The sequence below is a fragment of the Streptomyces changanensis genome (assembly GCF_024600715.1).
GTDB lineage: Bacteria > Actinomycetota > Actinomycetes > Streptomycetales > Streptomycetaceae > Streptomyces > Streptomyces changanensis.
In genome coordinates this window covers 999,477-1,014,073 of record NZ_CP102332.1, presented here as the reverse complement: position 1 = coordinate 1,014,073, position 14,597 = coordinate 999,477, and the positions used below count along the sequence as shown (strand labels likewise).

General features: G+C 72.7%; 13 protein-coding genes. 9 read left to right on the top strand and 4 right to left on the bottom strand.

All coding sequences use genetic code 11. The annotated features are described in order from the left end of the window. Positions 1 to 28: 28 nt before the first annotated feature. A complete protein-coding gene (locus tag NRO40_RS04365; protein ID WP_058941111.1) occupies positions 29 to 1,258 on the bottom strand; it encodes a DUF349 domain-containing protein in 1,230 nt (409 codons plus the stop codon). Positions 1,259 to 1,435: 177 nt separating this feature from the next. Then, entirely contained in the window at positions 1,436 to 2,230 is a 795-nt protein-coding gene (locus tag NRO40_RS04360) for a peptidylprolyl isomerase (RefSeq protein ID WP_058941110.1), read from the bottom strand. 141 nt (positions 2,231 to 2,371) lie between these two features. On the opposite strand from NRO40_RS04360, the gene NRO40_RS04355 reads away from it, so the two are divergent. From NRO40_RS04355 to NRO40_RS04340, 4 genes are all read left to right on the top strand, one after another. Continuing rightward, entirely contained in the window at positions 2,372 to 3,079 is a 708-nt protein-coding gene (locus NRO40_RS04355) for an MBL fold metallo-hydrolase (protein WP_058941109.1), read from the top strand. Positions 3,080 to 3,090: 11 nt separating this feature from the next. Continuing rightward, the gene (gene hisS / locus NRO40_RS04350) at positions 3,091 to 4,353 is read left to right on the top strand and encodes a histidine--tRNA ligase (protein WP_058941108.1); all 1,263 of its coding nucleotides are present in this window, start codon (positions 3,091 to 3,093) and stop codon (positions 4,351 to 4,353) included. A 214-nt stretch (positions 4,354 to 4,567) separates the two neighbouring features. Beyond that, positions 4,568 to 5,188 carry a vitamin K epoxide reductase family protein gene (locus tag NRO40_RS04345; protein ID WP_058941107.1) on the top strand — a complete coding sequence of 207 codons (621 nt, stop codon included), beginning with the start codon at positions 4,568 to 4,570 and terminating at the stop codon, positions 5,186 to 5,188. Positions 5,189 to 5,239: 51 nt separating this feature from the next. Then, complete coding sequence (locus NRO40_RS04340) at positions 5,240 to 6,610, top strand: replication-associated recombination protein A (RefSeq protein ID WP_058941106.1); 1,371 nt, start codon at positions 5,240 to 5,242, stop codon at positions 6,608 to 6,610. Positions 6,611 to 6,774: 164 nt separating this feature from the next. Here the strand turns inward: NRO40_RS04340 and NRO40_RS04335 are convergent, their stop codons facing one another. After that, positions 6,775 to 7,482 carry a DUF2470 domain-containing protein gene (locus tag NRO40_RS04335; RefSeq protein WP_058941105.1) on the bottom strand — a complete coding sequence of 236 codons (708 nt, stop codon included), beginning with the start codon at positions 7,480 to 7,482 and terminating at the stop codon, positions 6,775 to 6,777. Positions 7,483 to 7,673: 191 nt separating this feature from the next. Between NRO40_RS04335 and rpsD the strand changes: the two genes are divergently transcribed. After that, complete coding sequence (rpsD, locus tag NRO40_RS04330) at positions 7,674 to 8,288, top strand: 30S ribosomal protein S4 (RefSeq protein WP_058941104.1); 615 nt, start codon at positions 7,674 to 7,676, stop codon at positions 8,286 to 8,288. A gap of 32 nt (positions 8,289 to 8,320) precedes the next feature. Here rpsD and NRO40_RS04325 read toward each other — a convergent pair whose 3' ends face one another. Then, complete coding sequence (locus NRO40_RS04325) at positions 8,321 to 10,468, bottom strand: ATP-binding protein (RefSeq protein ID WP_058941103.1); 2,148 nt, start codon at positions 10,466 to 10,468, stop codon at positions 8,321 to 8,323. Between the two features lie 173 nt (positions 10,469 to 10,641). Here NRO40_RS04325 and NRO40_RS04320 point away from each other — a divergent pair, with 173 nt between their 5' ends. Genes NRO40_RS04320 through ruvX form a run of 4 tightly spaced genes read left to right on the top strand, consistent with a single transcriptional unit; the run spans position 10,642 to position 14,582 of the window. Next, positions 10,642 to 11,088, top strand: a complete 447-nt coding sequence (locus NRO40_RS04320; protein WP_058941102.1) for a DUF948 domain-containing protein — start codon at positions 10,642 to 10,644, stop codon at positions 11,086 to 11,088. An 8-nt stretch (positions 11,089 to 11,096) separates the two neighbouring features. After that, a complete protein-coding gene (locus NRO40_RS04315; protein ID WP_257375331.1) occupies positions 11,097 to 11,453 on the top strand; it encodes a DUF6167 family protein in 357 nt (118 codons plus the stop codon). After that, positions 11,440 to 14,109, top strand: a complete 2,670-nt coding sequence (gene alaS / locus NRO40_RS04310) for an alanine--tRNA ligase (protein ID WP_058941100.1) — start codon at positions 11,440 to 11,442, stop codon at positions 14,107 to 14,109. Before NRO40_RS04315 ends, alaS begins: the two co-directional genes overlap by 14 nt. A gap of 8 nt (positions 14,110 to 14,117) precedes the next feature. Continuing rightward, complete coding sequence (gene ruvX / locus NRO40_RS04305) at positions 14,118 to 14,582, top strand: Holliday junction resolvase RuvX (protein ID WP_058941129.1); 465 nt, start codon at positions 14,118 to 14,120, stop codon at positions 14,580 to 14,582. The last annotated feature ends 15 nt before the right edge of the window (positions 14,583 to 14,597 follow it).

The window sequence follows — 14,597 nt, the reverse complement described above, 5'->3', positions numbered from 1 at the left end:
CCCACGGACCCACCGGCCGGGCGGATGTTCAGCCGCCGAACTCCTGCAGACCCTTGAGCGCCTGGTCGAGCAGCGCCTGGCGGCCCTCCAGCTCACGCGCGAGCTTCTCGGCCTTGGCGTCGTTGCCCGCGGCACGCGCCGTGTCGATCTGCTTGCGCAGCTTGTCGACCGCGTCCTGGAGCTGACCCGTCAGACCCGCGGCACGCGCGCGCGCCTCCGGGTTGGTCCGGCGCCACTCGGCCTCCTCGGCCTCCTGGATCGCCCGCTCCACCGCGTGCATCCGGGCCTCGACCTTCGGCCGGGCGTCCCGCGGCACGTGACCGATGGCCTCCCAGCGCTCGTTGACGGAGCGGAACGCCGCCCGCGCGGCCTTCAGGTCCGTCACCGGGAGCAGCTTCTCGGCCTCGGCGGCGAGCTCCTCCTTCAGCTTCAGGTTCTCGCCCTGCTCGGCGTCACGCTCGGCGAAGACCGCGCCGCGCGCCGCGAAGAACACGTCCTGGGCGCCGCGGAAACGGTTCCACAGGTCGTCCTCGTGCTCGCGCTGCGCCCGGCCCGCGGCCTTCCACTCCGTCATCAGCTCGCGGTACCGGGCGGCCGTCGTGCCCCAGTCCGTGGAGCCCGACAACGACTCGGCCTCGGCGACCAGCCGCTCCTTCGTCCGACGAGCCTCCTCGCGCTGCGCGTCGAGCGCCGCGAAGTGCGCCTTGCGCCGCTTCGAGAACGCCGACCGGGCGTGCGAGAAGCGGTGCCACAGCTCGTCGTCGGACTTCCGGTCCAGCCGCGGCAGACCCTTCCACGTGTCCACGAGGGCCCGCAGCCGCTCGCCCGCGGACCGCCACTGCTCGCTCTGCGCGAGCTGCTCGGCCTCCGCGACCAGCTCCTCCTTGGCGCGCCGCGCCTCGTCGGTCTGCTTCGCCTTCTGGACCTTGCGCTCCTCGCGGCGCGACTCGACCGTCTCGACCAGCTTGTCGAGCCGCTTGGCGAGCGCGGCGAGGTCACCGACCGCGTGGTGCTCGTCGACCTGCGTGCGCAGGTGGTCGATCGCGGTCATCGCGTCCTTCGCGGACAGGTCGGTGGTCCTCACCCGCCGCTCGAGGAGGCCGATCTCGACAACCAGGCCCTCGTACTTGCGCTCGAAGTAGGCCAGTGCCTCCTCGGGGGAACCGGCCTGCCACGATCCGACGACCTTCTCGCCGTCGGCAGTACGCACGTACACGGTGCCCGTCTCGTCGACGCGGCCCCACGGGTCGCTGCTCACAGCGCCTCCTCCACATGATGCCGATGAAGGGGGGTCTTCCCCCCGGGCATCGTCCACAGTTTCCCGGACGGGCCTCGCCCGCCCCTCACAGCGCGCATCCAGTCCGCGCTGCACAACGCCAATCTAGGCGACCGGCCGCCCGGCTGTCCGCTCCCAGCGCGACCGAAATCCAGCGGTTCACCTCTTGCTGACCGTGGCCTTTTCGATCGTGACCGGCTTCTTCGGCGCACCGTCCCCGGTGCCGCCCTCGGCACCGCCCTCGGCGATCTCCCGGACCGCCGTCAGCCCGGCCGCGTCCATCGTGCCGAACGGGGTGTACGCCGGAGGAAGTTCGCTGTCCTGGTACACGAGGAAGAACTGGCTGCCGCCGCTGTTCGGCGTACCGGTGTTGGCCATGGCGACCGTGCCGGCCTTGAAGGTCACCTTGCCGTTCGCCCCGGGCTTGCCGAGGGAGGCGAGGTTCTCGTCGGGCACGTGGTAGCCCGGGCCGCCCGTGCCGTCGCCCGTGGGGTCGCCGCACTGGAGCACGAAGATGCCCTGCGTGGTCAGCCGGTGGCATTTCGTGCCGTCGAAGTACCCGCGCTCCGCGAGGTGGCGGAAGGAGTTCACGGTGCGCGGCGTCTTCGCGGCGTCCATCGTGACCGTGACGTCGCCGTGGTTCGTCCTGAGCGCCATGGTGTAGGCCGCCTTCGTGTCCACCGACATCGGCGGCTCCGGCGACGTCGACGGCGAGGGCGCGCTCGGCGTGGGGCTCGCCTCGGCGCCGGGAGCGGCGTCCACGTCGTCGCGGCCGTCACCGGTCAGCTGGACCGAGGCGTACACCGCCCCGCCCGCCGCGAGCACCACGGCGAGCACCGCGGCGACGACGGTGTTGCGCCGCTTCGCCTTCCTGCGCGACTCCTCGCGGCGGCGCTGCTGCCGCTCGAACTTCTCCCGCGCGAGCTGCCGCCGCCGCTGATCGTTGCTGACCACCGGGTCCTCTCCTCCTCCGTCGTCGCCGTCCCGTCCGGGGCTGGTGTGCCCGTACGGTATACGGGTTGGCTGTGGAAAGAGCAGCGCCGGTAGGCTCTGATCTGCTGCATTCTTCCGCCGGACGACTATCTGAGGACGATCGTGCTTATTGCCGGGTTCCCGGCCGGGGCCTGGGGGACCAACTGCTACCTGGTCGCCCCCGCCGCGGGCGAGGAGTGCGTGATCATCGACCCCGGCCACCGGGCGGCCGCCGGCGTCGAGGAGACGCTGAAGAAGCATCGGCTCAAGCCCGTGGCGGTCGTGCTCACCCACGGACACATCGACCACGTCGCGTCCGTCGTCCCCGTCTGCGGTGCCCACGACGTGCCCGCGTGGATCCACCCGGCCGACCGGTACATGATGAGCGACCCCGAGAAGGCCCTCGGCCGCTCGATCGGCATGCCGCTCATGGGCGAGCTGACCGTGGGGGAGCCGGACGACGTCCACGAGCTCACCGACGGCGCCCGCCTGGAGCTGGCCGGACTGGAGCTCACGGTCGCGCACGCGCCCGGCCATACCAAGGGGTCGGTGACCTTCGGGATGCCCGAGGCCGCGGACGTCCCGCCGGTCTTCTTCTCGGGCGACCTGCTCTTCGCCGGCTCCATCGGACGCACCGACCTGCCCGGCGGTGACATGGACGAGATGCTCGCGTCGCTGGCCCGTGTGTGCCTGCCGCTCGACGACTCGACCGTGGTGCTGTCCGGCCACGGCCCCCAGACGACCATCGGCCGCGAGCGCGCCGCCAACCCGTACCTGCGGCAGGTGGCGGACGGCCAAGGGAGCCCCCCGGCTCCCCGACGAGGAATGTGACGAGAGACCCCGTGAGTACTTTCCAGGCCCCCAAGGGCACCTACGACCTGCTGCCGCCCGTCTCGGCGACGTACCTGGCCGTCCGTGAGGCGATCGCCGCTCCGCTGCGCTCCTCCGGCTACGGCTACGTCGAGACGCCCGGCTTCGAGAACGTCGAGTTGTTCGCGCGCGGTGTCGGCGAGTCCACCGACATCGTGAGCAAGGAGATGTACGCCTTCGAGACCAAGGGCGGCGACCGCCTCGCCCTGCGCCCCGAAGGCACCGCCTCCGTCCTGCGCGCCGCACTGGAGGCCAGCCTCCACAAGGCCGGCAACCTCCCCGTCAAGCTCTGGTACTCCGGTTCGTACTACCGCTACGAGCGCCCGCAGAAGGGCCGCTACCGCCACTTCTCGCAGGTCGGCGCCGAGGCGATCGGCGCCGAGGACCCGGCGCTGGACGCCGAGCTGATCATCCTCGCCGACCAGGCGTACCGCTCGCTCGGCCTGCGGAACTTCCGCATCCTGTTGAACTCGCTGGGCGACCGGGAGTGCCGTCCCGTCTACCGCGAGGCGCTCCAGGGCTTCCTGCGCGGCCTGGACCTCGACGAGGACACCCGCCGCCGCATCGAGATCAACCCGCTGCGGGTCCTCGACGACAAGCGCAAGGACGTCCAGGCGCAGCTGGTCGGCGCGCCGCTGCTGCGCGACCACCTCTGCGAGGCGTGCAAGGCGTACCACCAGGAGGTGCGCGAGCTGCTGACCGCGGCGGGCGTCGCCTTCGAGGACGACGAGCGGCTGGTGCGCGGGCTCGACTACTACACCCGCACCACCTTCGAGTTCGTCCACGACGGGCTCGGCGCGCAGTCCGCGGTGGGGGGCGGCGGCCGGTACGACGGTCTGTCCGAGATGATCGGCGGCCCGGCGCTGCCGTCCGTCGGCTGGGCCCTCGGCGTCGACCGCACGGTCCTCGCCCTGGAGGCGGAGGGCGTCACGCTCGACGTCCCGGCGGCGACGGACGTCTTCGCCGTGGCGGTGGGCGAGGACGCCAAGCGGCGCCTGTTCGGACTGGTCACGCAGCTGCGCAAGGCCGGTGTCGCCACGGACATGGCCTACGGCGGCAAGAGCATGAAGGCGGGCATGAAGGCGGCGAACCGCTCGGGCGCGCGGTACGCGCTCGTCGCGGGTGAGCGCGACCTCGCCGACGGCGTCGTCCAGCTCAAGGACATGGAGACCGGCGAGCAGGAGCCGGTGGCGCTGGACGCGGTCGTGACCACGCTGCGGGACAGGACGGCCTGACACCGCGGACGTGTGGCCCGGCCGGGCGGGCACGGCCCCACAGGCCGACGTGGCCCCGACCGGGCCGCGGGACACGAGGAGGGCGGGGCACCGCACGCGGGTGCCCCGCCCTCCTTATGTCCATCGAACGGCGGAAGGGTGCCCCCGTCCGGCACAATGACCACTGCCTGAGCAGGGCGCACCACCCCACCCCCCTACTGACGGAACGGCTGGTATGACGACGAAAGCGGCGGTTGACGAGAGGTCCCCGGACTCCCGCTCCCTCGGTGCGGGTCGGGCGTTCGCCTGGATGCTGGTCGTCACCGGCGCGGCCGGGCTGCTCGCCGCGTGGGTGATCACCCTCGACAAGTTCAAGATCCTCGAGGACCCCACCTTCGTCCCCGGGTGCAGCTTCAACCCGGTGCTGGCCTGCGGCAGCATCATGAAGAGCGAGCAGGCCTCGGTCTTCGGCTTCCCCAACCCGATGCTCGGCCTCGTCACGTACGGCATGGTGGTCGCGATCGGCGTCGGCCTCCTCGCGGGCGCCCGCTACCGCCGCTGGTACTGGCTCGGCCTGAACGCCGGCACCCTCTTCGGCGTCGTCTTCTGCGCCTGGCTGACGGCGCAGTCCCTGTACGCCATCAACGCCCTGTGCCTGTGGTGCTGCCTCGCCTGGGTCGCGACCATCGTCATGTTCTGGTACGTGACCTCGCACAACGTCCGCAACGGCGTCCTGCCCGCGCCCGTCTGGCTGCGCCGGTTCCTCGACGAGTTCACCTGGGTGCTGCCGGTCGTGCACATCGGGATCATCGGCATGCTCATCCTGACGCGCTTCTGGGACTTCTGGACCCGCTGACGGGCACGGGCCCCCGGGGGCCTGTCAGTGGGCTGGCATAGGCTTCACGTCGTGGAGCCCGACCTCTTTACCGCCGCAGCCGAGGACCGCCAGGAGAAGGACCCGTCCAGCACCCCGCTGGCGGTCCGGATGCGCCCGCGCACCCTGGACGAGGTCGTCGGCCAGCGGCACCTGCTGAAGCCGGGATCGCCGCTGCGCCGGCTCGTCGGGGACGGCGCGGGCGGCCCGGCCGGCGCCTCCTCCGTGATCCTGTGGGGACCGCCCGGCATCGGCAAGACCACCCTCGCCTACGTGGTGTCCAAGGCCACCAACAAGCGGTTCGTGGAGCTCTCCGCGATCACCGCCGGGGTCAAGGAGGTCCGCGCGGTCATCGAGGGGGCCCGCCGCGCGGCGGGCGGCTTCGGCAAGGAGACCGTGCTGTTCCTCGACGAGATCCACCGGTTCAGCAAGGCGCAGCAGGACTCGCTGCTGCCGGCCGTGGAGAACCGCTGGGTCACGCTCATCGCGGCGACGACGGAGAACCCGTACTTCTCGGTGATCTCCCCGCTGCTCTCCCGCTCCCTGCTGCTCACCCTGGAGCCGCTCACCGACGACGACCTGCGCGGGCTGCTGGCGCGCGCGCTCACCGAGGAGCGGGGCCTGGGCCGGGCCGTCACGCTCCCCGAGGACGCCGAGGCGCACCTGCTGCGCATCGCGGGCGGCGACGCCCGACGCGCGCTGACGGCGCTGGAGGCCGCGGCCGGCGCGGCCCTCGCGAAGGGCGAGCCGCAGATCACCCTGGCGACGCTGGAGGAGACCGTCGACCGCGCCGCCGTGGCGTACGACCGGGACGGCGACCAGCACTACGACGTGGCGAGCGCCCTGATCAAGTCGATCCGCGGCTCGGACGTGGACGCGGCGCTGCACTACCTGGCCCGGATGATCGAGGCGGGGGAGGACCCGCGGTTCATCGCCCGCCGGCTGATGATCTCCGCGAGCGAGGACATCGGCCTCGCCGACCCGACCGCCCTGCCCACGGCGGTGGCGGCGGCCCAGGCGGTGGCGATGATCGGATTCCCGGAGGCCGCGCTGACGCTCAGCCACGCCACCATCGCGCTCGCCCTCGCCCCCAAGTCGAACGCGGCGACGCTCGCCATCCAGGCGGCCCAGGCGGACGTCCGGGCCGGGCTGGCCGGTCCGGTGCCGTCCCACCTGCGCGACGGCCACTACAAGGGCGCGGCCAAGCTGGGGCACGCCCAGGGGTACGTCTACCCGCACGACGTCCCCGGCGGCATCGCCGCCCAGCAGTACGCCCCGGACACCGTCCAGGGCCGGCAGTACTACCGCCCCACGCGGTACGGCGCCGAGGCGCGGTACGCGGACGTGGTGGAGAAGGTGCGCGGGCGCCTGCGCGGCGACGCGTCGGGGCCGGCACCGTCCTAGTCCTGGTCCTGGTCCTGGTCCGGCGCCGTCCTTCCGGGCCGGCCGCCGTCTGCCGAAGGCGGCTCGGCCCTGGCCCGGCCCTCCTGAAGCACCCGGCCCTCCTGCGTTGCCCGGCCCTCCTGAAGCACCCGGCGGGCCCAGCCCTCCGGGGACGCCCGCCCCGCTCAGTCCTCCTGGGCCGCCGCCTCGAAGAGGGCGTGCATGGCGCGCCGCAGTCCGTGCACGTCCCGGGCGGGTTCGGGGAAGTCGAAGCGCGCGTCGAAGGTGCGGCGGTCGGCGTCGCGGCAGCGGATCCGCAGGCCGAACCGGTCCAGGGCGAGCGGCACCACCCCGCGCACGGCCGAGGGCCCGGTGCCGGCGCGCTCACCGAGCAGCGCGGTGAGCGTGAGCATCTGCCCGTCGTGGGCGGCGGCCAGGTGCTGGAGCAGTTCGGTCTCGTGGTGGCGGAGCGGGTCCGGGACCGCCCGGGCGAACTCCCGCGGGTCGACGGGGTCGGCGCCCCACAGGTCGTCGACGTACAGGTCGCCGACCTCCAGGCGGAGCATCGTGTGGCCGGGCTCGGCGGCGACACCGGGCAGGACCGTGAGCCGGCCCGAGGCCCAGGCACGGCCGCGGACCCGGTTGGGCACGGCGACGGGGGCCACGTCGGTGAGCTCCAGCACGGCGGGCAGCTCGTCGTCCTGCGCGTGCGTGGCGGCCCGCACGGCGGGGGAGTCGGCCGGGTACAGCAGCAGGATCTCCCCGTCGGGGCCGACGGCTCGTGCGTCGGGGGCGAGCTGGTCGAGGAGGGGTGCGGTCGCCCCGGGGATCAGCATGACCGCGGAGCATGTACCCTGTACGAGAGTTCGTGTGCGCTCGGCTGCTGACGGCATCCGGGCGATCTCAAGCCCGCTGGGACGCGGCTGACCATGAGCTGATCGGACCTCCGTCACATCGATGCCCTTCTGAGAGGCATCGTTCTTTGTGCTGCTGTCTGTGATGCGCGTGGTGTTCCCAGGGCGAGACATGCGATCTCCTTGAGTAAGGTGAGCCTAACCTAACCTATTTCGGAGGTCTGGAGAACGTGCCTAACCAGTCGCGTCCCAAGGTCAAGAAGTCCCGTGCGCTCGGCATCGCCCTGACGCCGAAGGCCGTCAAGTACTTCGAGGCCCGCCCGTACCCGCCGGGTGAGCACGGCCGGGGCCGCAAGCAGAACTCGGACTACAAGGTCCGTCTGCTGGAGAAGCAGCGTCTGCGCGCCCAGTACGACATCAGCGAGCGCCAGATGGCCCGCGCCTACGACCGCGCCAAGAAGGCCGAGGGCAAGACGGGCGAGGCGCTGGTCGTCGAGCTCGAGCGCCGTCTCGACGCCCTGGTCCTGCGTTCGGGCATCGCCCGCACCATCTACCAGGCCCGCCAGATGGTCGTCCACGGCCACATCGAGGTCAACGGCGGCAAGGTCGACAAGCCGTCCTTCCGCGTCCGCCCTGACGACGTCGTGATGGTCCGCGAGCGCTCGCGCAGCAAGACGCTGTTCCAGGTCTCCCGTGAGGGTGGCTTCGCCCCCGACGGTGAGATCCCGCGCTACCTGCAGGTCAACCTGAAGGCCCTCGCCTTCCGCCTCGACCGCGAGCCGAACCGCAAGGAGATCCCGGTCATCTGCGACGAGCAGCTGGTCGTCGAGTACTACGCCCGCTGACCCGGGCGCGGTACCACTCCACCGCAGCGGTATCAGCCCGCCGTCTCCCCGCCCTTCCGGGTGGGGGAGCCGGCGGGCTTCCGCATGCCCGGAACCCACCGGCCGCCGCGCCGGGCCCGCCCTCCCACCGGCTCCCCGGCCCCGCGCCGTCCCCGCCCGGCCAGCGCCCGCGCCACCGCCTCGTCGAGCGACAGCCGCCCGCCCTCCGCCAGATGCCCCGCGAAGCGCTCCGCGCCCAGCGCCTCGACGGCCCGCTGCTCGCACAGGGTCCGCGGGGCGCTGAAGTACGCCGAACCGAACAGCGGCGGCCCCACCTTCTCCCACATCGCGCCGGCCGCCCCCTGGAGCATTGCGGCCTCCGCCGGATCGCCCTCGCTCGCCGTCACCAGCGCCAGCAGCTCCACCGCCAGGACCAGCCCCACCAGGTCGTGGAAGGCGTGGTCGATCGCCACGCACTCGTCGAGCAGCCCCCGCGCCGCCACGTGGTCGCCGCGCGTCCACGCCGCGTACGCCAGCACGTACAGCGCGTACGCCCGCGTCCACCGCTCGCCGCGCTCCTCGCACACCTCCCGCACGTCCTCGCACAGGGCGACGGCCGACTCCAGGTCCCCCTGGAACACCCGGGTGATCGCCAGCTCCACCTGCCCCATCAGCACTTGGCTGTTCAGCTCCCCGAGCTCGCGGTACGCCCCCAGCGCCCGGCCCAGCAGCTCCTCGGCGCGCGGCATGTCGTCCGACAGCAGCGCCAGGCATCCCGTGCGGTGCGTCGTGTACGCCGCGGCCAGCGCGTTGCCGCTGAGCGCGGCCCGCTCGCCGCACTCGTGCAGCGCCCGCAGCGCCGCCGTCTGGTCCCCCTGCAGGATCGCCACGTACCCCAGCACCCGCAGCGCCTTCAGCCGCGCCTCCTCGTGGTCCGAGGCCGGCGACAGCGACCGGTCCAGCCAGTGCCGCCCCTCCGCGAGCCGCCCGCATCCCACCCAGTAGAACCAGAGCGTGCCCGCCAGGTGCTGCGCCAGGTGCGCCTCGCCCGGTGTCTCCAGGCACACCTCCAACGCCACCCGCAGGTTCGGCAGCGCGCTCTCCGCGCACGCCGCGACCTCCGCCTGCCGGGGGCCGAACCAGTCCAGCTCGCACCACGTGGCCAGCCCCATGTACCAGTCCCGGTGTCGCCGCCGCACCCGGTGCGCGTCCCCCAGCGCCTCCAGCCACTCCGCCCCGTACGCCGCGACCGTGTCCAGCACGCGGAAGCGCGGCCCCGCCGGGTCCGCCTCCCGCGCCACCACCGACTGGGCCACCAGCTCGCCCAGTACGTCCAGCACCCGGTCCGCGGGCAGGTCGGGCCCGCCGCACACGTACTCCGCCGCCTCCAGGTCGAAGGGCCCGGCGAACACCGACAGCCGCGCCCACAGCAGCCGCTCCTGCGGCGTGCACAGCTCGTGGCTCCACCCGATCGCCGTCCGCAGCGTCTGGTGCCGCGCCGGCGCCCCCCGCGTCCCGCCGGTCAGCAGCCGGAACCGGTCGTCCAACCGGTGCAGCACCTGCTCCACCGTCAGCGACGGCAACCGCCCCGCGGCCAGCTCCAGCGCCAGCGGGATCCCGTCCAGCCGCCGGCACAGCTCCCGCACCGGAGCGCCGGCCTCGGAGCCGAACGCGGGCCACGCCGCCACCGCCCGCTCCGTGAACAGCCGCACGGCGTCCTCGTCCGACATCGGCGCCAGCGGCAGCACCGCCTCGCCGTGCAGCCGCAGCGGCCGCCGGCCGGCCGCCAGCACGACCAGCCCCGGCGCGCTCCGCAGCAGCCGCCGCACCAGCTCCGCGCACACGTCCACCAGGTGCTCGAAGCCGTCCAGGACCAGCAGCAGCCGCCGATCGGCCAGGTGGTCGGCGAGCACCTCCCGCGGTGGCCTGCTCGTCCCGTCCGCCAGGCCCAGCGCCTCCACCACCGCGTGCTCCACCAGACCCGGGTCACGCAGATGGGCCAGCTCCACCAGCCACGCCCCGTCGCAGTAGCGATTCTGCGCAGCGCGCGCGGCCCTCAGCGCCAGCCTCGACTTGCCGACACCTCCCACGCCCACCACCGTGACGAGCCGGAACCGTGCCAGCAGCCCGTCGAGTTCCGCCCGTTCGGCCGCGCGGCCCACGAACCCGTCGAGCTCCGCCGGGAGATTGCTCCGTCGCATGGGACACGGAGCGTACCGACGGCGGTGCTCTCCGTACAATCGGCCTGTCACGAGCGGTCCGGTGGCGGCGAATCCGGTTCGGGGAGCCACCACGGGCGCGATAGGCTCGGAGGACGACTTTTTCAGCTGCCGAACAATCAGCGGGCTTCGACGAGCAGAGAGCGGTGCGCACAGTGACCGGTGGAGAGGTTGCCGGGATCCTGGTGGCCGTCTTCTGGGCGATCCTGGTGTCCTTCCTGGCCGTGGTGCTGGTGAGGCTGGCCCAGACGCTCAGGGCGACCACCCGGCTCGTGGCGGACGTGACCGAGCAGGCCGTACCCCTGCTGGCCGACGCCTCGGCGACCGTGCGCTCCGCGCAGACCCAGCTCGACCGGGTCGACGCGATCGCCTCGGACGTCCAGGAGGTCACCTCCAACGCCTCCGCGCTCTCCTCCACCGTGGCCTCGACCTTCGGCGGCCCCCTCGTCAAGGTCGCCGCGTTCGGCTACGGCGTACGCCGGGCGCTCGGCCGCGACAAGACCGACCGCCCCGCCGAGCGCGGGCGCGGGCGGTCGAAGCGCACCGTCATCATCGGCCGTACGGTGCCCCAGGCGCGCGGCGGCCGGAACCGGAAGGGCTGACCCGACACATGTTCCGCCGGGCATTCTGGTTCACCGCCGGCGCGGCAGCCGGCGCGTGGGCCACCACCAAGGTCAACCGCAAGCTCAGGCAGCTCACCCCCGAGAGCCTCGCGGCGCAGGCCGCCGACAAGGCGGTCGAGGCCGGTCACCGGCTCAAGGAGTTCGCCCTCGACGTCCGCGCGGGAATGCTCCAGCGCGAGACGGAGCTGGAGGAGGCACTGGGTCTGGACGCACCGGTCGACCCGGCCCTCCCCGGCCCCCGCCGCACGGCCCTCGGCCCGGGCGGCGACGCCCCGGCCGCCGCGAGCGCCCGCACCCCACCCACCCGTACAACCGGAATGAGGACCACTGATGGAGTCGGCTGAAATCCGCCGCCGCTGGCTGAGCTTCTTCGAGGAGCGCGGGCACACCGTCGTCCCTTCGGCGTCGCTCATCGCGGACGACCCGACTCTGCTCCTCGTCCCCGCCGGCATGGTCCCCTTCAAGCCGTACTTCCTCGGCGAGGTCAAGCCGCCGTACGCGCGCGCCACCAGCGTCCAGAAGTGCGTGCGCACGCCGGACATCGAAGAGGTCGGCAAGACCACCCGCCACGGCACGTTCTTCCAGATGTGCGGCAACTTCTCCTTCGGCGACTACTTCAAGGAAGGCGCCATCAAGCTCGCCTGGGAGCTGCTCACCTCCCCGGTCGCGCGCGGCGGCTACGGCCTGGAGCCCGAGAAGCTCTGGATCACCGTCTACCAGGACGACGACGAGGCCGAGCAGATCTGGCGCGACGTCGTGGGCGTCCCCGCCGAACGCATCCAGCGCCTGGGCAAGAAGGACAACTTCTGGTCCATGGGCGTCCCCGGCCCCTGCGGCCCCTGCTCCGAGATCAACTACGACCGCGGCCCCGAGTTCGGCGTCGAGGGCGGCCCGGCCGTCAACGACGAGCGGTACGTGGAGATCTGGAACCTCGTCTTCATGCAGTACGAGCGCGGCGAGGGCACCTCGAAGGACGACTTCGAGATCCTCGGCGACCTGCCGAGCAAGAACATCGACACGGGTCTCGGCCTGGAGCGCCTGGCGATGATCCTCCAGGGCGTCCGCAACATGTACGAGACGGACACCCTCAAGGTCGTCATCGACAAGGCCACCGAGCTGACCGGCGTCCGCTACGGCGAGGCCCAGGACAGCGACGTGTCCCTGCGCGTGGTCGCCGACCACATGCGCACCTCCGTCATGCTCGTCGGCGACGGCGTCACCCCGGGCAACGAGGGCCGCGGCTACGTCCTGCGCCGCATCATGCGCCGCGCCATCCGCAACATGCGACTGCTGGGCGCCACCGGCCCGGTCGTCGGCCGGCTCGTCGACACGGTCATCCGGACGATGAGCGAGCAGTACCCGGAGCTGGAGACCGACCGCAAGCGGATCGAGACCGTCGCCCTCGCCGAGGAGGCCGCCTTCCTCAAGACGCTGAAGGCCGGCACCAACATCCTCGACACGGCCGTCAGCGAGACCAAGGCAGTCGGCGGCCGGGTCCTCCCCGGCGACAAGGCGTTCCTCCTCCACGACACCTGGGGCTTCCCCATCGACCTCACCCTGGAGATGGCCGCCGAGCAGGGCCTCTCCGTGGACGAGGACGGCTTCCGCCGTCTGATGCGGGAGCAGCGCGAGCGTGCCAAGGCCGACGCCAAGGCCAAGAAGACCGGCCACGCCGACGTCACCGCCTACCGCGAGATCGCCGACGCGTCCGGCGCCACGGAGTTCACCGGCTACACCAACACCGAGGGCGAGACCACGGTCGTCGGCCTCCTCGTCAACGGCGTCCCGTCGCCGGCCGCCTCGGAGGGCGACGACGTCGAGGTCGTCCTCGACCGCACGCCGTTCTACGCCGAGGGCGGCGGTCAGATCGCCGACACCGGCCGCATCCGGCTGCACGGCGGTGCCGTCATCGAGATCCGCGACGTCCAGCAGCCCGTCCCGGGCGTGTCCGTGCACAAGGGCTCGGTCCAGGTCGGCGAGGTCACCGTGGGCGCGACCGCCTACGCCGCCATCGACGTCCGGCGCCGCCGCGCCATCGCCCGCGCTCACAGCGCCACGCACCTCACCCACCAGGCGCTGCGCGACGCGCTCGGCCCGACGGCCGCCCAGGCCGGTTCGGAGAACCAGCCCGGTCGCTTCCGCTTCGACTTCGGCTCGCCGTCCGCCGTGCCCCAGGCGGTCATGACGGACGTCGAGCAGAAGATCAACGAGGTGCTCTCCCGCGAGCTCGACGTGCACGCCGAGGTCCTGCCGATCGACGAGGCGAAGCGCCAGGGCGCCATCGCCGAGTTCGGCGAGAAGTACGGCGAGAAGGTCCGCGTGGTCACCATCGGCGACTTCTCCAAGGAGCTGTGCGGCGGCACGCACGTGCACAACACCGCCCAGCTCGGCCTGGTGAAGCTGCTCGGCGAGTCCTCCATCGGCTCCGGCGTGCGCCGCATCGAGGCCCTCGTCGGTGTCGACGCCTACAACTTCCTCGCCCGCGAGCACACGGTCGTCGCCCAGCTCCAGGAGCTGGTCAAGGGCCGCCCGGAGGAGCTCCCCGAGAAGATCTCCGCCATGCTCGGCAAGCTCAAGGACGCCGAGAAGGAGATCGAGAAGTTCCGCGCCGAGAAGGTGCTCCAGGCCGCCGCCGGCCTCGCCGAGTCCGCCAAGGACGTCCGCGGCGTGGCCCTGGTCACCGGGCAGGTCCCGGACGGCACCGGCGCCGACGACCTGCGCAGGCTGGTCCTCGACGTCCGCGGCCGCATCCCGGGCGACCGCCCGGCCGTCGTCGCCCTGTTCGCCACCGCGGGCGGCCGCCCGCTGACCGTGATCGCCACGAACGAGGCCGCCCGCGAGCGCGGCCTCAAGGCCGGCGACCTGGTCCGCACCGCGGCCAAGACCCTCGGCGGCGGCGGTGGCGGCAAGCCGGACGTCGCCCAGGGCGGGGGCCAGGACCCGCAGGCCGTCGGCGCCGCCGTGGAGGCCGTCGAGCGCCTGGTCGCCGAGACGGCCTGATGAACGCGATGCGACGCGGACGCCGCCTGGCGGTCGACGTCGGGGACGCCCGGATCGGGGTCGCCTCGTGCGACCCCGACGGGGTCCTCGCCACGCCGGTGGAGACCGTGCCGGGGCGCGACGTCCCGGCCGCCCACCGGCGGCTCCGGCAGCTGGTCGAGGAGTACGAGCCGATCGAGGTCGTCGTCGGGCTGCCCCGTTCCCTCAACGGGGGCGAGGGCCCGGCGGCCGCCAAGGTCCGGGCCTTCGCCCAGGAGCTGGCCAGGGGCGTCGCCCCCGTGTCCGTCCGGCTGGTCGACGAGCGCATGACCACGGTCTCCGCGACCCAGGGGCTGCGCGCCTCGGGCGTGCGGTCGAAGAAGGGCCGCTCGGTCATCGACCAGGCCGCCGCTGTGATCATCCTGCAGAACGCTCTTGAGTCCGAACGGGTATCGGGTAATCCGCCCGGCGAGAGCGTCGAAGTGGTCATCTGATCGCGATACGGTAAC

Excerpts from the sequence above, each read along its gene's own strand:
- NRO40_RS04345 (WP_058941107.1), top strand. The coding sequence starts at position 4,568 with ATGACGACGAAAGCGGCGGTTGACGAGAGGTCCCCGGACTCCCGCTCC.
- NRO40_RS04335 (WP_058941105.1), bottom strand. The coding sequence starts at position 7,482 with ATGCCGTCAGCAGCCGAGCGCACACGAACTCTCGTACAGGGTACATGC.
- NRO40_RS04325 (WP_058941103.1), bottom strand. The coding sequence starts at position 10,468 with ATGCGACGGAGCAATCTCCCGGCGGAGCTCGACGGGTTCGTGGGCCGC.
- NRO40_RS04315 (WP_257375331.1), top strand. The coding sequence starts at position 11,097 with ATGTTCCGCCGGGCATTCTGGTTCACCGCCGGCGCGGCAGCCGGCGCG.
- alaS (WP_058941100.1), top strand. The coding sequence starts at position 11,440 with ATGGAGTCGGCTGAAATCCGCCGCCGCTGGCTGAGCTTCTTCGAGGAG.
- ruvX (WP_058941129.1), top strand. The coding sequence starts at position 14,118 with ATGCGACGCGGACGCCGCCTGGCGGTCGACGTCGGGGACGCCCGGATC.